We start from the raw sequence: 22,471 nt of genomic DNA on the forward strand, positions 1-22,471 counted from the left end.
ATTATTTCTAGTCAATTAAATCATCTTTTTGCTGTTGTAAATCATACTGATTTATTATTATTCTATTTGCTGCTAAACATTGTAACCATCCTTGTAACCGATTAATTTTGTAATAATCTTCTAATAACCCTAAATCTTGCTCTTGTTGTGTTAGTTTAGCAAAGGTTTCATACAAAGGATAATCAGAAGTAACTAAACTATCTTTATAATGCAAGATAGGCGGATTTTCATCTTGAGAATAATCTGAATAATTGACCCGTAAATTCCCTAATTCAATTTGCATTTTGGTGTGTAAAGTTGGATGAGGATTAGTGTCAAAATCAGGATAAAATAGATAAGTAATCTTAGGAATACGCCAAGAAAATTGAATAAGATTTGCTTCTTCTAATCTTCCTACGGTTCGACTTGCACATCCCTCATATAAACGTAATAAAGTTTCTAAACTTTCCAAAGCAGTAATATGAATAAGTAGGGAATTTTTAAGTTTTCTTCCCACAGGACTATTTTGACATAATCCAGCAATAATTTCTAAATTGCCTACCTGATACAACATAGCATCAGCTAAGAGGCAAGCACTATTATAACTGCCAAATAACGACTTAATATCCTGTTTAACTTTAGGAGATAATTCTCGCATTTTTGGACGATGACTAAAGGTACTCAAAGCTAAATACAATAATAAATCTTGGCGACGCTTTTGCGTAATCATATCCCAGTCTTCTTCATTAGTTACTTGTAAAATAACCTTAAAGGCTTGCTTAAAGGTTCTAAACTGTTCTTTTAATTGTACCTCATTTTCTAACTCTAATTCTCCATTAATGGGAAGTCTACCCCTTTCTGTATGAAAGTCCATTAATGGCTGTAAAATCAATTCATAGTCCTCAAAGCGTTTAGTTTCGACAATAATTCTAGGGGTTGCAGCGCGAGAATGAAAACGAGAAACCCTAAAAGTTTGTGCTTCTGCTTCATCTTTAAATACAAAATAAATGCCTAAACCTGCGGGGATAGCATCAACATTTAAAACTTGATCAATATAAGCTTTTAATTCTTCTTGTTCGTAATATTTTTGAAAAGTATTACGACTGGTAATTATCCCATCTCCATAAGCAACAACTCCCCGATCTCGATCATCAATTAATACTTGTGCTGCAACAATTAAAATACGTTGGGTTAATTCCCATGCTTTAATCAATGCTTCTCGTCTTTCTTTTAAGTCTTCAATGACATTAATAATATAACCTAAATTAACAATATTAGCCGAATTTTTGGGTGCATCTGGACGATAATAAGGGTCCCATCCTGTACTTTCATATCCTGCTGTTGCGATGCGTTCAATATCTCCTCCATGACCACATCCATAGTCAAAAAAGCTAGTTTCTGGGACAAATAATGATGATTCTAAAGCTAAACGAACGGGACGAGATAAGCTTTTTCTAACTATTGCTGCTTTATGTCTTTCAATTTCTACGGGTAAGATTTCACTGGAATTTAAAGGACGTAGACAAGCTAAATAATGACCTTCAAAAATCAGCCGATAACGGTTTAATCTTTGTTCCCATTCTAGTTTAGTACCAATGGAACGGGTTAATTTTAATAATCCTAATTTTTCTTCAATATAGGTAAGATGTTCAAAGATTTCATGGTGAGGATAGTCAGCAGTAACAAAGGTTTCTTTGCGATGGAGTATGGGAGGATTATTTGTTTCTGTATAGTCCCAATAACTTGCTTGTTGTGTCTCTAAATTAACTACAATACTTAAGGTTAATTCGGGATGAGGATCAAGATCAAAGTTGGGATAAAACAAATAAGAAATTTTCGGTTTATCCGTATTAAATTTAACAATTGTTGCTTGTTCTATATTATCAGTAATTCTTGCTTTTTGTTCATATTCTTGTAAAATCATTTCAAGATAATTAATCGCACTTCTATGAACATATAAAGCATTAGGTAATTGTTTGCCAATAGGACTATTTTGGCAACAATTAATGATTTCGTTAAAATGGTCAGTGGTGAGAAACATAATAAGTTAATATCAGTTGATTTATTCAGAAAGTTTGCCAAACTGTTGACGATATTTTTCTAGAATAGACTCCATTTCTGAAACCTTTTGTCTTTCTTATTGATCTGTTAATTTTGGCGATCGCTGTTCTCTTATTATTGTACGCAAAGATCATCAGTAGTGGTCACACCAGCCAAAATCCTCTACAATCAAATTTAGTTACAAAACTTCACACACAAAAGAATTATGGCCGTTGATGATCGTAAAAAGCGTATTCTCGAACATTTAAAACAAAGTACAGACGGAATGCAATATGTTGCACCGAAACAAACTAGCGAACCCTCTGGGACTCCTTCCCCGACTCCCATACCCCAACCCACCCCAACTCCCCTGGGGAATGATCGTAAGCAACGGATCATGACTCATGTTAACAGTAGTAGTGGGGACTTTGGAAAATTTTCTCTTACTGATGACAAGAGGAAGAAAAAAATTGAGGATCATATTCGGAAAAGTTTGAATTAAAAACATCATTTAATGTCGGGATAATTCATGAATTATCCCGAAAAATTTCAATGATTTCTGTATATTCAAATTCGTTAGGACTTTGTTTTACTAAAGCATAATTAACCCCATTAATAGAAATAGTATCTTCTTCACAGTCAACTTTAGGGGAATAATAGACTAAAATATATTCTTTTCCAATATAATTATAAGTTTCTTCTTGTACTTCACCGCGCCATTGAGTTTTCGTTACTAAAATAATTAATTGATTTGCTAATTGAGGAATTGATTTTGCAACTTGTCGGCGATAAATTTCATCTAAACTACCAAAAGGTGAATCCATAACAATAGGAAATGTACTACTATCTGGTCCCATTAAAGTATTGCGATGACTCCACTCTCTAACCCGATCAATAATTCCCCCAATAAATGAGAGACTTAAGATTTGATTTTCTCCTGTTGATGCTGCCACAGGAACTGCTATTCCTGATGTATTTTCGATTAAATTTAATTCATAATTTTGACTTAAACGAGGAAGATAAGGGGTAAAAGAAATCGAACTAAAAATCTCTTGTACTCGTCTTTCTAGAGAGAGACGAAACTGTTTTTCTAAACGACTTCTAACTTCAATAATTCGTTCCCTTGCATCTTTTATCCCTTCAACGCGCCGTTTTACCAAACTTTGCTTATCTTCTTTAACTTTCTGTTTACTGATATCTTTTTCTATAGTTTCTAGAGTTTTTTCTAAGGTTTTTAATTGATGTTGAATGCCTCCTTGCTCTAAGCGTAATTGTCTAATTATTTGATTGATTTTATCTAAAGTTTCTTGAAATTCTCTAACATCTTGATTAGGATAATTACGGAACTTTTGGCTAATCTCATCTAATTCAATTTCTACCCTAGATAATTCTAAGCGACACTGTTCTAGTTTAGTCTGTTTATCATCAACATTCGTCCAAAAATCAATGACTTTTTGTTCTAGATCATAAACTTGAGATTCCAAGCGAATAGCTGATTCTTCTACTGCAGCAATTCCTGCTTTATTCATCCATTGTTTAACCAGTTCATAATGACTGCTTCCTTCTAATAATTCTTGACCACAAATACAGCTTTGTCTGGTTAATAATTGTTGTATAAATTGCTGTTTAATGCCACTTGGTAATTCTCCCCGTTGACGTAAATCAGCAATTATAACTTTAAATTTTGAGATAATATTAGTTAAAAAGATAGTATAACCTTGATTAGAAATGAACTGTTTAAGCTGTTTTTTTGAGTCTAATAAATCACTTCTTAACAATTTTTCTTGTCTTTCTAATTTTTCTTTCAGTTGTTTTAATTGTTCAGCCCCACTTAACTCTAATAAACGAGTTGAGACTGCTTTTTGCTGAGACTCTTGCTCATCAATTTCCTTGATAATAGTTGCTTCTTTTTCAATGAGTTGTTCTTTTTCTTGTTCTAATTTTGTTTGTTCTTTGAGGATTTTTTTGATATTGATATCCCCAATAATTTTTAGTTCATCTTGAAAGATTTTCTCGACTTTCTTAAGATGATCAATTGAACGATCTAAAACTTTAATACCTAATAATTCTTTTGTATCTTCAGCAATTCTATTTTTATCATTGCCACGAAAAATATAATCAATATGTTCCCCATCAAAAAAGAAATATCGATGTAAACTTTCTGGCAAAATTCGGTTAATAATATCTTCCGGTTGCTGTAGGGGAGGATACCAGCGACCATCCTCACCAGAAACTAACATAAAAAACTGACTATTACTGTATTGAATTACGCCATTTTTATCTAAACAAGCATAACATTTACGTTTAACTTGATAGCGTTGATGATCATGTTCAAAATAAATTTCTGCCCAACATTCAACTGATGCACCTGTTTCAGCTTCCATGATCGCCCGTTTATTAATTAACAGGTTAGGGGAAGCAAAAGCTGCGGTAAATTTTTCATATAAAACCCAAGTAAAGGCATTTAATAACGTGGTTTTTCCTGCCCCATTATTGCCATGAATAATTGTTGTATTGTGGGTTCCAGAAGCCAAAAATATTTCTGGGGTTTTGCCGTAAAATTGACGAAAATTACATAATTTAAGGGACAAAAGTTTCATTGAATTACTTCTTTAACAATTTTGACGATATCATCATTAATATTACGAGGCGATCGCTGATATAATTTCTCTTTTTCTAACTGTAAAACCCGTTCAATAATTTCTCTTATTTCAGGAGGGGCCGTATTAATGGGTTCTTGCACTTTACTCAAATTTGCTTCTTCATTCATCAGTAGATATAGGGAATATTTTAGGGAAAGATTCTCGAATTATAGATAAAAATCGCACCGCAAGCAAAGATTCTGATAAAAAGCTTAACAATAGAACATGATCTTGCCCCGATGAGAATCATCAACGCACCTAAGCAATCAGAAGAATCTGGTGAAATACGGACTAAAAAGCTTTTGAAAGTCCTGCTTGTTTTAAAACAGCATTAGCTGTATGACGGGATTTAATCGTATTATCTACCACAAAACGTCGCTGTGTCAGAGGACTGTACCAAATTTCGTTGTCTCCTTTTCCTTGACGTTCAAAATAGCATCCTGCATCTACAAGCAGTTTTTTTAATTGAGAGGTAAAAGAAGAAGGCATTGTTAAGATACTACTTTAATAATTTCTTGACGATGAGTGCTTAACTCAATGGTAATAGAACCTGTGTAGTTTGCTGAAATTAGACCATTAAGAATCAGTAATTCTGGGATCATTTGTTTTAACTTAGAATCAAGAAAATCGAGAGTTTCTGCTTCAGTTGCTAAACCTGGTACATCTTCGCTAGTTGCCACCCAAACCCCAGACTCTGCATCCCAAAATGCGTTAATTTTATAGCTTTTAAGTTCTGTCGTCGTTGTTGTCATGATTATGTATTAAAGTGAATTTTTTCTATTATACAATTTTAATAGCAGTGCCTAATTCTCTTTTTTCTAGGGGTAATTCATGAATTACCCCTACCCATAGAATCTCATAAAAATGTAGGGACGTTGTATACAACGTCCCTACAATCATCAATTAAAAAAGATTGATGTAATCAGTCAATTATTTACGTTTGCGACGAGAAGCACCAACACCCAAAGCAGTACCAAAGGCTAAGAGGCCAAGGGTTACAGAGGGTTCAGGAACTTGTTGAGAAGCTAAAATCAATTGACCACCTTGAACAAGATTTGCAGACCCAATAATACCATCGCGGAGACTGTGGGCTTGAGTGTCTAAGATAAAGAGTTTTTCGCCGTTTCTGGTCTTAAAGAGGCTAGTAACATCCAAGATACCGGAACTTTCCCAGTTACCACAATCATTAGGCACAGGATCAGTAACCCCAGCAGGAGCAACTACACTGCGATCCATTTGAGCAATTCGTGTTGCTGCTCCAGTAGTAGCATTAAGCTTCCAAATAGAAGCTTCTTCTCCACTAACAGTACAAAAAGCATTCACAGAACGGTCTTCTTGGATGATGATATCACCATCATCAGCCCAATCTAAGTTATCAGGACTGCGTAGGCCAAAATCTTGCTTATCTGCATCATCCCCATCATAAAGAATGTTGACGTTAGCCGTTAGACCCGTTGCGTCAATATCAATGGTATAGGTCGTTCCCCAGCTATCTTCAGGAAATACATCTTCACGCCCTGTAGAAGCCATCACTACCTGATTAGGATTATTGGGGTTCGTCGCAACATCTTCAGGACGAGAGAAGAGAAAAGCTCCTACATCGGTTAACCCAGGAACCACCGTATTTCCTAAGAAAGCAGCCCGTCCACTTTGAGTATCTAAACCATCTTGAGTAGCATATCCAACCCCATCAAACCCAGGTTGTGCAGCTTGTCCAGCGTCAAAATTAGTAACTTCTACCCAAGTCCCAGAACGAGAAGCCCCAGTCCCATTAAAATCAGCCGGAGTGGTACTACCATCGTCTGCTTTCCAAACATAGAGGGTTCCTTGGGCCAAACCGTTACGATCCAAGAAACTACCGTCACCCACAGCACCTTTGTCCCCAAGATACATATAAAGAGGGGCGGCTTCTCTGTCATCCCCTAGGATAAGGGCAACCTGATCATCATTTCCAGAATCAATGGCAGTGACGTTTTCCCAACCACCGCGGCCTAAAGCTGAAGCCGCATAAAGTGCGCCACCCAAGGGACTATCGCTAATAGAATCAACATCTAGAGCGAACATAGTTCCCCCATTGGTTTCCTCCCCAGTAAGGTAGATATTATCCACAAAACCATAGGTTCCGGCATTAATATGTTGACCAGAACAGAAGCGGTTAAGACCCGCACCAGTGGGAAATTGACTAACATCGGTAATCAGAGCCCCTGCCCGATCAAAAATCTGATCAAAGGCTAATCCTGCATCTTTAACGGTACGGGTGTTGGCATCAATATCGAAGTAGTGGATTCTTGCTCCAGTGGTGGAGACATCATTACCTATATCTCCATCTTTAGTATTGAGATTGTAAGCGTATCCCTGAGTAGAGTTAATTTCACTATTAACCAGAACCCGAACGGTATCATTATTGATTTTAAAGGCTCCAATTCCGTCTAAAATCCCGGTTGGGGTGTAACCGTTAATGGTTTCGCCTACGGTAAAGATGGCTTTGGTATTCCAACCGTTTAACCCCTGCATTTGAGCAGTCGGATATTGGGTTGTAAACTGAGCTTGAGCAGCATTTGCCCCCAGAGCAACCACACTAGCTGTTGTTGTTAGGCCAACAGCAATTTTTAATAAGTTTTCCATTTTCTCCTCGTTAGGGACAGTGTGTGCAGATGAGGATTTTTTTTTATCTTGACGACAATTGTTAAGATCTCCTCACCAGTGCTTAGTATCTTTGCTTTAAGATAAGAACAGATTTTGCTATTGTTAAGTTTTGGTAAAAAATAGACTTCTTAAGGTTTATTTAAGGATTATTGATTGATACAAACCGAGTAAGCGATCGCCATAATCAGAGATAGTGCCTCAATTGAACATTGGTACTTAAAAAGGTTAAAATGACGGTTTTATCTTGATTTTTTCAATGAAATTTTCCCAACTCAACTTTAATCCACTCAGTTTTCTCATTATTATTAATACATTAATTCTGTTTATTTGCAGTGTTTTAAAACATATTTTATTTCAGTCAACTGCTTGGGATTTAGCTATTTTTGATCAAGCTATTTACTTAATTAGTCAGAATCAACCGCCTATTTCTTCTTTTCTGAATATTCATATTTTAGGGGATCATGCTGCTTTGATTTTCTATCCTCTGTCCTTATTTTATAAGCTTTATCCGTCCGTTTATTGGTTATTATTTATTCAAGCATTTTCTTTAAGTTTAGGAGCATTACCGATCTGGTATTTAGCTAAATATCAAGGTTTAAAAAATTCTCAATCCTTAACTCTTAGTTTGGTTTATTTACTTTATCCTTTGATTTTTAATATTAATTTATTTGATTTTCACCCTGATATAATTGCTATTCCTGCTATTCTGTGGGGGATTTTAGCGGCTTTTACCAATAAATTAGGAGTATTTATTTTAGCAATTATAATTATTTTAAGTTGTAAAGGTGTCTTATCTTTAACAGTTATTTTTATGGGAATTTGGTTATTATTGTTTGAAAAAAAACGGTTATATGGTTCTATTGCTTTAGGTTTAGGCCTTGCTTGGTTTATTATTAGTACCCAGGTAATTATTCCCTTATTTAGTGATAATAGTGCCAATATTGGGCGACATATTTCTCGATTTAGTTATTTAGGAAATTCTTTTACAGAAATTGTTCAAAACTTTATCTTTAAACCTTGGTTATTATTACAAGGATTATTTAATTTAGCCAATTTAGAATATTTACTTTTATTGTTAATTCCTTTAATTTGGGGTCTATCTTTTAGGCATCTTTCCCCTTTAGTGGGTGCTATTCCTGTTTTAGCCATGAATTTATTATCCCAAGATGTCTTACAAAAAGATTTATTACATCAATATTCTTTACCCATTATTCCTTTTTTAATGGTTACAGTCATCACAACCTTAGCAACAGAAAAAGCCTGGTTTAGACAAGAAAAATATATAATTATTTGGTCACTCATTGGATTTTTAGCCCTAGCAAAATTTGGCTATTTTACCTCTCGATATTTAGAGTCTCTTGATACCTGGAAAGCAACTCAAACAGCTATCAGTCAAATTTCAACGAAAGGTAGTGTTTTAACCTCAACTTATATCGCGCCTCATCTTAGTCAACGTCCTCTGATTAAGTTAGCAGAAGATGGAGCAGATGGATTTGATTTAAACCAATTTGATTATATCTTATTAAATCAACTTCATCCAGGGAGGGCAAGTTCCCCAGAATTAATTGAAAGCATTAAACAAAAAATTGGGCAAATACCCGCATTTAAGTTAACCTATCAAAAAGATAAAGTTTATTTGTTTAAAAAATAGACAATACCTGTAGGGGCAATTCATGAATTGCCCCTACTATTTAAAGATTATCTTGAAAATAACGATGATACAATTCACAATTAGGATGTGCTTCATCTCCCAATAAATTAATTAATCCCATACTCTCTAATTTATAAGCAATAGACGGTTCTAATTGTACTCCGGTTTCAGTTTTTACAACTTGTTTCATGCCTTCTGCTAACTCAGGAGAAGATTGTAAATTGTTCCAATGACGACGTAAATGACTGCCATAAATTCCCCCTTGAGTTGGGGCTTCTTCTAACAATTTTTCTTGGGAAACATTCTGATAAGCTAAGGCATCTAAAGCTAAACGAACTAAATAAGGATGTCCCCCTACCATCTCAATTAAATCTTTAGCAAACTGTTGTTTTTTCTGATCTTCTGACCATTGAAACCCATAATAATTAGCTAAAATTAAAACCTGTTCTAAATCAAACCCAGGTAACTTAACTTGTCGTCCCACATTAAAAGGAGATTGATTCGCATCTAATTTTATATAAACCTCTGTAGAATTAGCAATCACTAAACGTAGATTTTGCCAAATTTCTAAATTGTTAGCTTCTTCATGCCAATAGCGTAACATGGGTAAAAAATCTTTGGCAATATCAGCATATTCAAAAACCCGATCTAAATTATCTAACCCTAAAGCTAAAGGGCGATCAATCTTTTCTAATAGATAACTTTGAAAATAGGTTTTACAACTGACTAAACTGCCAAATAATTCCTCATCCCAATAATCATCAAGTTCTGGTTTTAACCCTAATTCTCGACTAATATTGGCACAAAACCAGCGCAAAAACTTATCTAAACTGCTAAACATTGCCCCTTCTGCTGCCCGAAGATTTAGGTAAACTTTGCGACAATCATTGGCTTCTGCATGAGCTAAAATTGTATTTAGTAGAGAGGTTTTACCCATTTTTTCCGGGGCTTTAATGCGAATTAGGGCCCCAGGTTTAAGAATGGCTTGACAACAATCTGATTCAATGGGAGGACGAGGAATATAAATGGGAGAATCAACCTTAATTTGGGTTTGAGTTTCAATGACAGGAAACATCCCAAAGGTTGGCATGGTTGAGGCTTGTTTCCACTCAGGATATTTGATATCTTTCAGCCATTCTCGTAAGATTTGGAACTTACCCGGCCCCTTACTTCGAGGATCTAATTCGGGACATCCATTGGGTTGTTCACTCGAAAAACAACCGTAAAGTTCTGTCATTTGCTTTTTATAGGTTTCGTGACTCGCTGCTTCTGCAAGTTCCCAAACTTCCGTATCCGGTTTCCGCCAATTTTCATAAGCAAACCGCACTAAAAAAATCTCTCGGAGTCTCCCTTTTAAATTTTGCTCGTTGGCAACTTCTTTGATGAATTTATCCCAGTCTTTTGGTTTCATAGCGATCGCATTAATAATAATCAATTATAACAAAAATTCACCGTCTCTATTAATGGGTTTTCTGGACTTCTCGAACTTTTTCTACAGTTAACTGTAAAGCTTCAGCAATTTGTTCTACACTTAATCCTAATGCTAATAAACGAGGAACAGACTCAAGTTTGGCTTATTCACGGACATCTTGAAAATAAGCAATTTCTTGACAAAATGAGCGTTCTGTTCCCGAACCCAGTGCGCTTTTAGGATAGAGAGCAGCAGACTATAATTGGAATTAGACAGGCTGTAGTTGAATTAAGATGACAAATTCTGCTGATCTTAAAGACCTAATTAGAGAGCAATTACCGAATATTCTGGCGGAAGATGCGAGTATTCGGGATTTTATCTTGCGAACCGTTTCAGACTATTATTCACCCAAACAAGAGACTGATCAGAAGTTCGAGGAATTTAAAGAACGAGTGGATCGGGTTTTGGACGAATTACAACGAGATCGGGAAGAACAAGCCCGTAAATGGGATGAAAATAACCATAAATGGGATCAACTTTTAGACAAATTAGAGCGAGATCGGGAAGAACAAGCCCATAAGTGGGAGGATAATAACCGTAAATGGGATGAAAATAACCGTCGTTTAGATGATTTTATTCATGAACAAAACCAGAAATGGGATCAACAATATCAACAAAATCAAGAAACCTTAGCAGAAATTAAACAGATGAATCGTAAATATGATAGCACCATCGGAGCTTTGGGGTCTCGTTGGGGACTCTTTTCTGAAGCGAGTTTTCGCAATGCGTTAGCAGGTATTTTAGAAGACTCTTTCGGGGTAGAAGTTGTTAATATTAATGATTATGACCCTGATGGGATAGTTTTTGGACGACCTGATCAAGTGGAAATTGATGTCATTATTAAAAATGGGTTAGTGATTGTTTGTGAAATTAAATCTTCCATGAGTAAATCAGATATTTATACATTTAGCCGTAAAGTAGAATTTTATCAGCAAAAATATCAGCGCAGTGTGAACCGTAAAATTGTGATTTCACCGATGATTGATCCCACTGCTTTACCCGTTGCCGAAAGTTTAGGGATTGAAGTTTATAGTTATGCTGATGATGTATCTGTTTAATTGAAAAAAGGCTATGATAAACGATAAAAAATACTATCCGTTTTTATTTTTACCAAAAATTCTGGGTTTAAAGCCCCGCCGTTTTAGGGCGGCTTCTTGATGCACTTCCTCCTCGACGGAAGCCGCCAAGACCGGAGTGCATCGCTTTTTATGGAGTTGCCAATTTAGGCTTGAGTGTGTTATTCTGATTTTATCTAAGTACACAGTGCGTAAATGTTCGTTCTAGAGTTCAAAGTTAAAGCTAAAACTCAACAGTATAAAGCGATAGATGACGCTATCCGTACCTCTCAATTTATCCGTAACAAATGCGTAAGGTTATGGATAGACACAAAAGGTACGGGGAAAAACGATCTATACAAATACTCTAAAAAATTAGCTCATGACTTTAACTTTGCCAACGAACTTAATTCAACAGCTAGACAAGCAAGTGCTGAAAAAGCTTGGAGTTCCATTAGCCGTTTCTACGATAAATGTAAGCGTAAGGTATCAGGAAAAAAGGGTTATCCTCAATTTAAGAAGTTTAGTCGCTCTGTTGAATACAAGCAATCAGGATGGAAACTTCTGAATCTTAAAACTATCAAGTTCACTGACAAAAAAAACATAGGTGTTCTTAAATTAGTAGGGACTTGGGATTTAGGATATTTTAACGAGTCTGATATTAAGCGGGTTAGACTTGTTAGACGTGCTGATGGATATTATTGTCAATTTGTTCTTTCCTGTGAAGTTAAAGAAGATGTTAAACCATCGGGTAAATGTATTGGTTTAGATGTTGGCTTAAGTTCTTTCTACACCGATCATGAAGGCAATAAAATTGATAACCCTAAGTTTCTGAGAAAGTCTGAGAAGCGATTGAAACGATTTCAAAGACGATTATCTAAAAAGAAAAAGGGTTCATCTAACCGTCAAAAAGCAAGGATTAAATTAGCTAAAGTTCATCTTAAAGTAAGTAGGCAGCGTAAAGACTTTGCTGTAAAGTTAGCAAGGTGCGTAGTTCACTCTAACGATGTGATTGCCTATGAAGATTTAAGAGTTAAGAACTTAGTTAAAAATCATTGTTTAGCCAAGAGTATTAATGACGTGGCATGGTATCAGTTTCGAGAATGGTTAGAGTATTTTGGGCAAAAGATGGGCAAAATAACTATTGCTGTCGCTCCTCATTATACGTCTCAAAACTGTTCTCAATGCGGTGAAACTGTGAAGAAATCTCTATCAACTAGAACCCATCAGTGTAAGTGTGGATGTGTTTTAGATAGAGACGAAAACGCGGCAATCAATATTCTTAAAAAAGCGATTCAGTGCGGTCTTGGCGGTTCCCGTCGAGAGCAACTGAATCAAGAAGGATTAAATACGGTAGGGCATACCGGATTTCAAGCTTGGGAAGAAGTGTCCTCTACTTTAGAAGAAGTGATTCTTTTGGGGCAAGACATCTCGGTGAACCAAGAATCCACTCGCCTTTAGGCAGTGGAGTGTCAACCTATAAACAAGAATCATCTCTATTTCTATTCTACTATTTTCTACTTTTTTCGATGTTGCCTCCCCCTGACAACCCCGAAAAATTCCCTGGAATGGGACTGACATCCGATGAAATGGGCCCTATCCTAAAAGTAGAGGATGATCTACCTCCACCATTTCAAATCATGGTGGAACTGATAAATTTCTCATTTTGGTGTGAGTAAAGGAGACAAACTAACCATGAATTGTAAACTAACCATGAAACGTAAATTAGCAGTAGGAATGGCGATCGCGCTTCTCTTTGTTTTCGGTGTGGAAACAATGGCAGTCGCCTCTCCTAACTTAATCTCTGGCACTGTTATCACTCAACAGAAAGATTGTCGAGGGGATGATAAAGATGATTGCTAACCTTTACGATAACGATTAAACTCCGACCACAATACACCTAGAGTTGGAGAAAGCTGGGAACCTTCCTGGCTTTTTCTGAAGTTTAGCAACTCAAGGTAAAAATTGCGATAAGAATCGAATTACGCCGAAAATTGATTATTGTTTCGGGAACTAAAAACATCAAATACTTGACGACAGAAGCATTTTAGCTTTTCCCCGATATCAGCAGCAGGTTGATAATTACCTTCTAATTGCCAATTGTCTACGGTTGACAATCGCCAGGCTTGTCCCTGATGATTAAAGCCTGTGGCTTCTACCCCGATAAATCGTTGAGATTGATCTAGGAAATCTTGATGAAAGTGAATTTGTACTAACATACTGCGACTTTGAAAACGGGGACTCCACCCAGGTAAATGAAATCCAATATCGATGGAGTGGGGATCAACTAACTTTAAGGTATCAGGATCATTGCGCCAAGGCTTGAGATCGGCTTTCGCATCAGGAAAATGGGACTTAAATAAATGGACGATCACGGCAATTTTGGTCGCCAATTCTACGCCTTGGGCTTTTTCCGATGCGTTCATGTTTAGTCTCCTCATGATAACTTTTTAGATGGAATAACAGATACTAAAGCCTTATTCACCCCTCAAACTAGGGATTATGCTTGATCCGACTCCATCAAGATAGATTTAATCAATTTTAACCCCGTTCTTTGATTTGGGGGTTGCTATGTCATGATTAGACAACTATGCCGCTTCACGGTGGTGACTACTTAGATCGCTAATAAAGGGGCCGCATTCAATAATTTTTGAGTATAAGGATGTTGGGGTTGTTTAAAAATGCTTTCAGTGTCTCCAATTTCTACAATTTTACCTTGATTCATCACCGCAATTCGGTGACAGAAAAAACGGGCTACCCAAAGATCATGGGTAATAAATAAATAGGTTAATTGAAAATCATCTTTTAACTCAGACATTAATTCTAAAACTTGTGCCTGTACACTGGCATCTAACATACTTACAGGTTCATCACAAATCACTAAATTTGGTTTAGTAATTAAGGCCCGCGCAATAGCAACTCGCTGTTGTTGTCCCCCTGATAATTGTTTAGGATAGCGATCATAATAGTCTTCTACCGGGGTTAATTTGACCCTTTCTAACATTTGACATACCTGATTTTTTGCTTCTTCTTGCGTTGCTAATTTATGAATAAATAAAGGATCAGCAATGCTTTGTCCAACAGTCATTAAAGGATTTAAACAAGCATGAGGATCTTGGAAAATCATCTGAATTTGTCGCCGTTTCAGACGCATTTCTTTGTCCGAAAGTTTGGTTAATTCTTCTCCTAAAAACTCAATACTTCCCCCAGTGGCTTTTATCAGTTGCAAAATAGTTCGGGATAGGGTACTTTTGCCACAACCAGACTCTCCCACTAAGCCTAAAATTTCTCCAGGATATAATTCAAAACTTACCTGATCAACCGCTTTGATAACTTCTGTTTCTTTTGAGAAAAATTCTTGCAAAAAATTACCTTCTAAGGTAAAATATTGTTGTAAATTTGTTATTTTTAATAAAGGTGTTGTCGGAATTGTATCAGGTTTCCGCAGTTGCTGTATAGTTAATTCTTCTTCTTCGTCTATTTGAACGTGCAAAGCTGCTTTTAATAAAGACTTAGTATAATGGTGTTGCGGATGATGTAAAATGTCTTGCATTTTACCCATTTCCACAATTTTTCCCTCATTCATAACCGCCAGGCGATCGCAATATTCTCCTACCATAGCTAAGTCATGGGAAATTAATAATAACCCCATACTTTCTTCCGCACATAAACGGGTTAATTCTTGCAAAATTTCGGCAGCTACAGTAACATCTAAAGCGGTAGTTGGTTCATCAGCAATAATCATTTTGGGGTTCAACAATAAAGCCAAGGCCATAGCCACCCGTTGACGCATTCCTCCACTAAATTCATGGGGATATTGGGCCCAACGGTTAGGGGGAATTTTGACTTTATCTAAGGTCTTAATTGCTAAATTTACCGCTTCTTTTCGAGATAATTGGGGTTGATGAGCTTGCAAGGTTTCAATACAATGATCACCAATAGTCATTAAAGGATCAAGACGAGTCATGGGATCTTGAAATACTAACCCCACTACTTCCCCCCGAAACTGTCTTAATGCTTCTGGGTTTAAGTCAACAATAGATTGCCCTTCAAACTGGATTTTTCCTTCAATTTGTGTTAGGTTGGGCAGGAGTTTCATGGCGGCTCGGCCCAAGGTGGATTTGCCACAGCCTGACTCTCCCACTAATCCTAGTTTTTCTCCTGGTTGCAGGGTAAAAGATACCCCGTCTACTGCCCAATGTTTACTATTAGGATACTGAATGCGTAAGTTGTCAACACAAAATAAGGGTTCGCCGTTCATTGCTTCAGCTAAATTTATCATTGATAGTTGATAATATCTTACAACTCTCCACAAGCAAAGCCCCATTTTGCAGTTAATGAGTCGGTTAACAACCCTATCTAACCCCTTGCCTATTCCCTTTTACTTAAAATAGATTTTAGGTTTCATTTCTTTTCCGTTTGTCATGTTTCGTGAACTTATGTTTCGGAGACATCAGGGACACCCCTAACTTTTGGGATAACCAGACTTCAAAATTATGGATAGGATAGGAACGAGTGGCGATCGCCGGATCTACCATGGGTTGAACTAGGATAGTAAACATTCCTAAACGGTTGCCGGCCAAAACATCGGTAAACAAGCGATCGCCCACCATAGCGACGCGAGCATTAGGTAATTCCATCGCCTGAATTGCCTGACGAAGCTTACGTCGAGAGGGTTTGACTGCCCCTAATAGGTAAGGTAAATCTAAAGACTTAGCAATTCTGCCGATCCGATTTTCACTCAAATTATTACTCACTAACCAAATCGGGGTATTTGGGCGAATACTGTCAACCCAAAGCCTTAATTCCTCAGAGATATGGGCTTTTTTGAGGGGAACTAAGGTTTCGTCCACATCTAAGACTAATCCTTGAATGTGATAATATTCCAGGATATTTGGGGTTAAACCGAGGATAGTATCACCTAAAATGAGATCGGGCTGTAAGAGTTTGGCCTTAGACATAGACTTGGTTAAATAATGAGGGGCTAACTATTAATCTTATTTCCTGGCCTGAATTACTTGCAAACTTCCTCCCGCATAAAGACGTTGTTGACATTCAGCCCACCCTATTGACTTTAGTTGGGCAACTAAATCAGTGTTTAAGAGTTGCCAAGCGGTTTCTGTTTCAAATAACCAGATAAAAACTGCTACAGGCGGCCAAAATAGATAATTAGTCGGTTGATGTAAATCAATTAAAGCAAGTATTCCCCCTTGTTTCAAGACACGATAGACTTCTTTAAGAATTTGGGTTAACTGTTGCGGTTCCATTTCATGAAGGGCTACACTGGTATGAACAAGATCAAACTGTTGATCAGCAAAGGGCATTTTTTCTGCTAACGCTTCCACATAGTCAGCTTGGGGAACGTTTTTTTTAGCGCGACTAATAGCGGTTGCTGAGGCATCAAGTCCCGTGACATCGTTGGATTTTTCGACGAGAAAACGGGTGGTTAGCCCCCCACCACAGCAGAGATCTAAGATTTTGGTATCTGGGGTGATGGTGAGTCCTTCTAGGGCTAAATGACGGAATTTTTCTTCTCCTCCCACTGGGAGGGCACTGAGACGAGAAACAGTGTTGTATAACCAAGGATATCGATAACTCAACGGTCTTAAAATTGTGGCCATTTTTGATTGCCTTGTGGTGGTCTGTTTTTTTATTATGAGGACTTTTACTAAAAATGACGACAAAATAAATTATCTAATCACTGCAATAATCATGAGATTTTAGGGAACTCTAGGAAAAAGAACAATTACAGATTATATGTCAGATCTTCTAGAGATAGATCATCCGTCCTCTCTGACAGTTGAAGGAAAGGAAATTATCCGAAACATCAGCAGTCATTATCGCAGTGGGAAAGCACACTTAGGCAAGGATTTTTTTGTACCTTGTTTAAAGTATTGTCATCAATATCGGCGTGCTGTTGGTTATTTTTCTAGCAGTGTGTTGATTACTTGGTGTGATGCTATTTCCCATATTATTTTAGATAATGTCATCATTAAATTAATTATTTCTCCTGAACTATCGGATAACGATAAGAGGGCTTTAAGCATAGCGACTGATGAAAATGAGCGCGATAAGTTAAGACAAGTTTTTGCGGACAAAATTATTAAAGATACATTACAAAATAATTCTTCTGAAACAAGACAAAAGTTATTAGCCTGGATGATAGCTAATGAAAGGTTAATATTACGATTCGCTTTTCCGCAACATTTAGATCAAGTAGGTTTATTTCATGAGAAAATTGGGATATTTGATTTTCCTTGGGGAGACATGATTGCTTTTACGGGTTCAGCTAATGAATCTATAAACGGTCATAATTTTAATTATGAATCAATTGATGTCTATCGTGATTGGATAATCCCTGATCAAGAGAGAGTAGTAAATAAAATAGAAGAATTTGAAGATGCTTGGACAGGGAAAGCAGACGGGTTAAAAACGGTAGGTCTTTCTGAAAAATCTCTAAACTTTATTAGCTCATATGCGCCTAATTTTAATCCTTTTGATGATGATACATTTAAACCGCAAAAAATCATTAAAGTATCAGAATCATCAAATAAAAATAACCGTTGGCAACATCAAGAAGAAGCTGTTAAAAGGTTCTTAGAAGTGCGTCGTGGTGTCTTGGAAATGGCAACAGGAACAGGAAAAACGCGAACCAGTTTAAAAATTCTTAGTCAACTTGATGATGAGAGTAAAATTGATGGAATTATTATTAGTACAGATGGTAATGATTTATTAGATCAATGGTCAAATGAGATACAAGGTTGGGCAATTAAAAGACCTAAAGCATTTCGCATTTTAAAACATTACGGTAATCATCATCAATTAGAAAGCTTTATTAATAATTCTCAGAGGGCAATTATTGTAATTTCACGAACAAAGCTGAGTTTGCTTTTAAGCCATATTAAAGATAATCTGAAACAAAAAATAATTATTATTCATGATGAAGTTCATGGTTTAGGAAGTCCAGAAAACTGCAAAAAATTAAAACATAAACATCAAAATTTTGGCTATTGTTTAGGTTTAAGTGCTACGCCAGAAAGACAATATGATCAAGAAGGAACTAAATTTATTTTTGAGGAAATCGGAGAGGTATTTTTTAAATTTGGGCTAAAAGAAGCCATTGAACTGGGAATACTTTGTGAGTTTGATTATATTCCATTGAGGTATCAATTAACTGATGCAGATAAAGAAAGACGTAATCAAGTTTATAGACAAAAAGCAGCTAGACAAAAAGAAGGTAAACCCATGACAAAAGAAGAAGTATGGACAGCACTTTCTAAAGTATATAAACTGGCAGAGGAAAAACCAACAATATTTGCTGATTTTGTAGAAAATAATCCTAATATGTTGAAGTCAACAATTATCTTTGTTGAAGAAAAATCTTACGGCAATCAGCTTTTAAATACCATTCACAAACATACTCATCGTTATCGTACCTACTACTCAGGGGAAGATCAAGAAAATCTTAAAGCCTTTGCAAAAGGAGATATTGACTGTTTAATTACTTGTCATAGAGTTTCTCAAGGAATTGATATTAAAAGACTAAAAAATGTTATTATATTCTCATCAGCAAGAGCAAAACTTGAAACAATACAAAGAATTGGTCGTTGTCTTCGGACTGATCCTGAATGTCCTAATAAAAAAGCAAAAATTGTTGATTTTGTTGTTGAGGGTGAGGAAGAAAAAGAGAGAATTGGTGCTGATGAGGAGCGATATCTTTGGCTCACTGAATTATCACAAATCAAGAGGATTTATACAGATGTCTATAGAACCTGAAATTAAACAAGCGATTGAAGAATCTGTTACGGAAATGGGTCAATCTGACTCAGTTTTAAGACAGATAATAGCTTGGCTTGAAGCTATTAGTAATAACAAGCTATCTGATAGGGATCAAGCACAAAGATTAGAATTGATTTATGATGCGATAAAAGTTGAAAAAAACGAAAATTCTTATGAAGATTGAAATCATTAGTTGGGAATGTCAAGGGTTACGCTGTCCAGATATGAAGATAGATTTAATGTCTGGTGAAAACCCTGCTCATGTTGCTTTAATTCAAATGCCAAATGGTACGGCAAAAACAACAACTTTAAACTTAATTCGTGCTGCTTTGACAGGAGAAGCAACAAAATGGAATAAAGAAGATGTTAAAAGTTATCGTCGAAATGGAGACACTCATTCTCAAGGATCATTTATATTAAATTTAAAGGTTGATAACGAACTTTTAACTTTTGAATTAATGTTCAAGTTTGAGGAAGGAATGGTTAATTATAGTACCAGTTTCCATTTATCTGGTGGAATGACTTATTATTGGAATCCACCTATTAATATTAAACGATTTTTAGAATCTAGATTTGTGAGACTATTTATTTTTGATGGGGAACTTGCTCAAGAATTATTAGACTCCAATAAATCAGAAGCTTCTCAAGCAATTGATTCTTTGTTTCAGTTATATTTATTAGATGAATTACATAACAATGCTGAAAATCACTGGGACAGAGAAACTTTTTATAAAGCAAAATGTCAAAGGGGTTATACACGACAAAAAAATTTAGTAGATGGGTTAAAAAGACGTATTGAAACCATAGAAGAAATCACTAATCTTAAACGGATTAAACATTCTAAGCTTGAAAAAGAAATAGAAGACTTAAACTCTAAAATTGAATATTATCTGAGTCAAGATCAAAATCTTGATGAAAAACTAAAAGAAAAAGAAAAAGACTTAATTCGTGCTGAAGAAAGAGTCATAAGAGATGTTAATGAATTGATGGATAAAATTAGAAAACCTCAATTATTACATCCAAAATTCATAAATTTACTGATTGAATTAAAAGATAAATTTGATAAAGCTGAACTTCCAGAAAAAGCATCGCGGCAATTTTTTATTGATCTTTGTCATGAGAAAGAATGTATTTGTGGGAGAGAATTAAATGACGAAATACGAGAAATAATTAGACAACGTGCTGATTTATATCTGTCTGATAATACCGCAGCATTTTTAAATAGTTTAAAAGAGGATATTAGGAGAGATTTGTTATCAACCGATAATGAGATAGAAAATAGTTTAAAACATAGTGTGAATAATTTACAAGACACTAATGAATATAGAGAACTGCTCAAAAATGAAAGGGATTATTTAAAACAAGAAATTATTGATCAGGGTAGTGATGAAGTTAAAAAATGGCAGGAACAACTTGATGAAAACAAAAATATAAAAAATAAACTTGAGTTAGAATTAGAAGCAATTGAACGGGAACCTAATCATCATGACAATCCTAAATTTTATGAAAAAACTAACTGTCTAAAAGCTCTTTATAAATGGCGAGAAGATGAAGAAATTAAACTCGCTGAAATTTCTAATACTATAGAAATGCGTAAGAAAAAAGAGGTTTTACAAAAGATTATTGAACTCACTAAACAGAAAGCAAATAATAATCTAAGAGAGTCTATTCGTGATAAGTGTAATGTCAGATTAAGTAATATATTACATCGTGATCCTATTTCGATTAGTGAGATCAATCACTCAATTACTTTACAAGGACAAAAAGCAGCAAGTATCGGACAAACTTTATCAGTTGGTTATATCTTTCTGACAACTTTATTATCAGAAGGACAAAATAAATTCCCCTTATTAGTTGATAGTCCAGCTAATTCAATTGATGTAACAGTTAGACGAGAAATCGCTCAATTAATTCCTAAATTATGTCAACAATTTATTGCTTTTACCATTTCTTCAGAACGAGAAGGGTTCACAGATACCCTTGATAAACATTCAGAAAAGATCAAGTTTCTGACAGTATTTCGGAAAACTCAAGGAACTGAAAAACTAGAAAAAACTTTACCATCAGAAGGTGTAACCCATACTCAAAATTGTGTCATTGTGCAGGGTAAAGACTATTTTGATAACTTTGATACACAATACGATTTAAAGGAGCAATAAACATGGCTAAATCATTTAGAATGCGTCATGACGCAGAAGATTGGTTTTCTAAAATTAAAAACCAAAAACCTCCTCTTAATACTAAATTTGATTTATACTATTTATGTTTGATGATGGGACTAGCATCAAAAAGCTATAATATTCCTGCTGCCAGTAATTCTACAGATTTTGTTGAGTATTTTGTCTCAGACTATCAAAGCCAACAAAACTTAATTATTGGGTTATTAATACAAGCAGAATTGTCAGATAAAGGGCTTAGTTTAGATGATAAAAGTCAGACTAAAAAGATTTTAAAAGACTTAATTGATCCTAGTAGTATTACAAATTTAACTGATTACGGAATTGATAGAATGAATGCTTATGCAAGTGGGGGGTTTGACTATTTACAGACAAAAACACCTCAACCTTATTATGCTGAGGAATTTCTGATTAGTTATGTTAGACTTCTGCAAGAAGAAATGGATAATTATGTTAAATAATTTCGTAAGGTAGGCACCGTCAACCCTACAAAGTTTAAAAAGTAGTTTAATTTATCCAATTTTCTCCTCCGGGTAATTGGGATAATTGATGATTAATTTCTACTCTAATTGTTTTTGTAGAATAAGTATAAGTCATCTTTAACAAAGCATAAGCGATGTTTTTAATTTGTTCTTCGTTAACTTTTTCTCTAAGTTGAAATGGATTATATTGCTCGTCAAATACTTCTACACTTGCAGCAAAAACCGCATCCTCAAAGCCATCATCTAAATAATCTTGCCATTGCTCTTCTTTGATGTAATAAAATTTATTATTGTCTTTCAGATTAAGGGATTGAATTCTTAAAATAGAATCTCGAATAGAAACAGCCCAAGAATTAGTTAATCGTTGTTCGACTTGATTTTTAATTAAATGAATTAGCAATCTTACTAGAAAACTTTGAATTTTTTCTAAAATTGCTTTTTTACTCATTTCTTCTAAATCATCAATAATATCTAATGCGTCTTGATAACGACCTTCCTTAATATATTGCCTAAGTTCTATTAATTCTTTTGTCATGACTAATTATCTAT

The 22,471-nt window shown here is 35.4% G+C and carries 21 protein-coding genes and 1 pseudogene; 9 read left to right on the forward strand and 13 right to left on the reverse strand.

Going from position 1 to position 22,471, the window contains the following annotated elements; translation table 11 throughout:
* Positions 1 to 7 precede the first annotated feature (7 nt).
* On the reverse strand, positions 8 to 2,020 hold the full coding sequence (locus tag VB691_RS06820) for a DNA phosphorothioation-associated putative methyltransferase (protein WP_323290725.1): 2,013 nt from the start codon (positions 2,018 to 2,020) through the stop codon (positions 8 to 10).
* 225 nt (positions 2,021 to 2,245) lie between these two features.
* On the opposite strand from VB691_RS06820, the gene VB691_RS06825 reads away from it, so the two are divergent.
* Entirely contained in the window at positions 2,246 to 2,521 is a 276-nt protein-coding gene (locus VB691_RS06825) for a hypothetical protein (protein WP_323290726.1), read from the forward strand.
* A gap of 25 nt (positions 2,522 to 2,546) precedes the next feature.
* On the opposite strand, the gene VB691_RS06830 is transcribed toward VB691_RS06825, so the two are convergent.
* The 5 genes from VB691_RS06830 to VB691_RS06850 all read right to left on the reverse strand — a co-directional run bounded on the left by VB691_RS06830 (position 2,547) and on the right by VB691_RS06850 (position 7,286).
* Positions 2,547 to 4,619, reverse strand: coding sequence for an AAA family ATPase (locus tag VB691_RS06830; RefSeq protein ID WP_323290727.1), 2,073 nt, complete (start codon positions 4,617 to 4,619; stop codon positions 2,547 to 2,549).
* Positions 4,616 to 4,789 carry a hypothetical protein gene (locus tag VB691_RS06835; protein WP_323290728.1) on the reverse strand — a complete coding sequence of 58 codons (174 nt, stop codon included), beginning with the start codon at positions 4,787 to 4,789 and terminating at the stop codon, positions 4,616 to 4,618. Before VB691_RS06835 ends, VB691_RS06830 begins: the two co-directional genes overlap by 4 nt.
* Positions 4,790 to 4,952: 163 nt before the next feature.
* Entirely contained in the window at positions 4,953 to 5,150 is a 198-nt protein-coding gene (locus tag VB691_RS06840) for a type II toxin-antitoxin system HicA family toxin (RefSeq protein WP_323290729.1), read from the reverse strand.
* 2 nt (positions 5,151 to 5,152) lie between these two features.
* Positions 5,153 to 5,413 (reverse strand): DUF1902 domain-containing protein, encoded by a 261-nt coding sequence (locus tag VB691_RS06845; RefSeq protein WP_323290730.1) that lies wholly within the window; start codon positions 5,411 to 5,413, stop codon positions 5,153 to 5,155.
* Between the two features lie 178 nt (positions 5,414 to 5,591).
* The gene (locus VB691_RS06850; RefSeq protein ID WP_323290731.1) at positions 5,592 to 7,286 is read right to left on the reverse strand and encodes an alkaline phosphatase PhoX; all 1,695 of its coding nucleotides are present in this window, start codon (positions 7,284 to 7,286) and stop codon (positions 5,592 to 5,594) included.
* A gap of 277 nt (positions 7,287 to 7,563) precedes the next feature.
* Between VB691_RS06850 and VB691_RS06855 the strand changes: the two genes are divergently transcribed.
* Positions 7,564 to 8,958 (forward strand): DUF2079 domain-containing protein, encoded by a 1,395-nt coding sequence (locus VB691_RS06855; RefSeq protein ID WP_323290732.1) that lies wholly within the window; start codon positions 7,564 to 7,566, stop codon positions 8,956 to 8,958.
* Positions 8,959 to 8,998: 40 nt separating this feature from the next.
* Here the strand turns inward: VB691_RS06855 and VB691_RS06860 are convergent, their stop codons facing one another.
* The gene (locus tag VB691_RS06860; RefSeq protein WP_323291016.1) at positions 8,999 to 10,369 is read right to left on the reverse strand and encodes an AAA-like domain-containing protein; all 1,371 of its coding nucleotides are present in this window, start codon (positions 10,367 to 10,369) and stop codon (positions 8,999 to 9,001) included.
* Between the two features lie 49 nt (positions 10,370 to 10,418).
* Positions 10,419 to 10,529: pseudogene (locus VB691_RS06865) on the reverse strand (flagellar assembly protein H); the annotation flags it as partial.
* Positions 10,530 to 10,662: 133 nt separating this feature from the next.
* Between VB691_RS06865 and VB691_RS06870 the strand changes: the two are divergent.
* The 3 genes from VB691_RS06870 (at position 10,663) to VB691_RS06880 (ending at position 13,347) form a co-directional block, all read left to right on the forward strand.
* On the forward strand, positions 10,663 to 11,487 hold the full coding sequence (locus tag VB691_RS06870) for a PD-(D/E)XK nuclease family protein (protein WP_323290733.1): 825 nt from the start codon (positions 10,663 to 10,665) through the stop codon (positions 11,485 to 11,487).
* Positions 11,488 to 11,700: 213 nt separating this feature from the next.
* Positions 11,701 to 12,945: a transposase gene (locus VB691_RS06875; protein ID WP_323290734.1), complete on the forward strand. Its 1,245-nt coding sequence runs from the start codon at positions 11,701 to 11,703 to the stop codon at positions 12,943 to 12,945.
* Positions 12,946 to 13,179: 234 nt separating this feature from the next.
* Positions 13,180 to 13,347, forward strand: coding sequence for a hypothetical protein (locus tag VB691_RS06880; protein ID WP_323290735.1), 168 nt, complete (start codon positions 13,180 to 13,182; stop codon positions 13,345 to 13,347).
* A gap of 119 nt (positions 13,348 to 13,466) precedes the next feature.
* Here VB691_RS06880 and VB691_RS06885 read toward each other — a convergent pair whose 3' ends face one another.
* The 4 genes from VB691_RS06885 to VB691_RS06900 form a co-directional block, all read right to left on the reverse strand.
* Entirely contained in the window at positions 13,467 to 13,910 is a 444-nt protein-coding gene (locus VB691_RS06885; RefSeq protein WP_323290736.1) for a hypothetical protein, read from the reverse strand.
* 188 nt (positions 13,911 to 14,098) lie between these two features.
* Positions 14,099 to 15,745 (reverse strand): ABC transporter ATP-binding protein, encoded by a 1,647-nt coding sequence (locus tag VB691_RS06890; protein ID WP_323291017.1) that lies wholly within the window; start codon positions 15,743 to 15,745, stop codon positions 14,099 to 14,101.
* A 136-nt stretch (positions 15,746 to 15,881) separates the two neighbouring features.
* A complete protein-coding gene (locus VB691_RS06895) occupies positions 15,882 to 16,445 on the reverse strand; it encodes a YqeG family HAD IIIA-type phosphatase (RefSeq protein WP_323290737.1) in 564 nt (187 codons plus the stop codon).
* Positions 16,446 to 16,481: 36 nt separating this feature from the next.
* Entirely contained in the window at positions 16,482 to 17,105 is a 624-nt protein-coding gene (locus VB691_RS06900; RefSeq protein ID WP_323290738.1) for a class I SAM-dependent methyltransferase, read from the reverse strand.
* Between the two features lie 316 nt (positions 17,106 to 17,421).
* Between VB691_RS06900 and VB691_RS06905 the strand changes: the two genes are divergently transcribed.
* From VB691_RS06905 to VB691_RS06920, 4 genes are read left to right on the forward strand one after another with little or no spacing between them, the layout of a single operon-like run.
* Positions 17,422 to 19,260 carry a DEAD/DEAH box helicase family protein gene (locus VB691_RS06905; RefSeq protein ID WP_323290739.1) on the forward strand — a complete coding sequence of 613 codons (1,839 nt, stop codon included), beginning with the start codon at positions 17,422 to 17,424 and terminating at the stop codon, positions 19,258 to 19,260.
* Positions 19,244 to 19,447: a CxC ATPase DNA modification system associated small protein gene (locus tag VB691_RS06910; protein WP_323290740.1), complete on the forward strand. Its 204-nt coding sequence runs from the start codon at positions 19,244 to 19,246 to the stop codon at positions 19,445 to 19,447. Before VB691_RS06905 ends, VB691_RS06910 begins: the two co-directional genes overlap by 17 nt.
* Positions 19,437 to 21,422 (forward strand): AAA family ATPase, encoded by a 1,986-nt coding sequence (locus VB691_RS06915; protein WP_323290741.1) that lies wholly within the window; start codon positions 19,437 to 19,439, stop codon positions 21,420 to 21,422. The genes VB691_RS06910 and VB691_RS06915 overlap by 11 nt, the downstream gene beginning before the upstream one ends.
* Before the next feature lie 2 nt (positions 21,423 to 21,424).
* Positions 21,425 to 21,901: a hypothetical protein gene (locus VB691_RS06920; RefSeq protein WP_323290742.1), complete on the forward strand. Its 477-nt coding sequence runs from the start codon at positions 21,425 to 21,427 to the stop codon at positions 21,899 to 21,901.
* Positions 21,902 to 21,947: 46 nt separating this feature from the next.
* Here the strand turns inward: VB691_RS06920 and VB691_RS06925 are convergent, their stop codons facing one another.
* Entirely contained in the window at positions 21,948 to 22,457 is a 510-nt protein-coding gene (locus VB691_RS06925; protein ID WP_323290743.1) for a DUF29 family protein, read from the reverse strand.
* Positions 22,458 to 22,471 lie beyond the last annotated feature (14 nt).

It is taken from the genome of Crocosphaera sp. XPORK-15E, assembly GCF_034931425.1.
Classification (GTDB): Bacteria; Cyanobacteriota; Cyanobacteriia; order Cyanobacteriales; family Microcystaceae; genus UHCC-0190.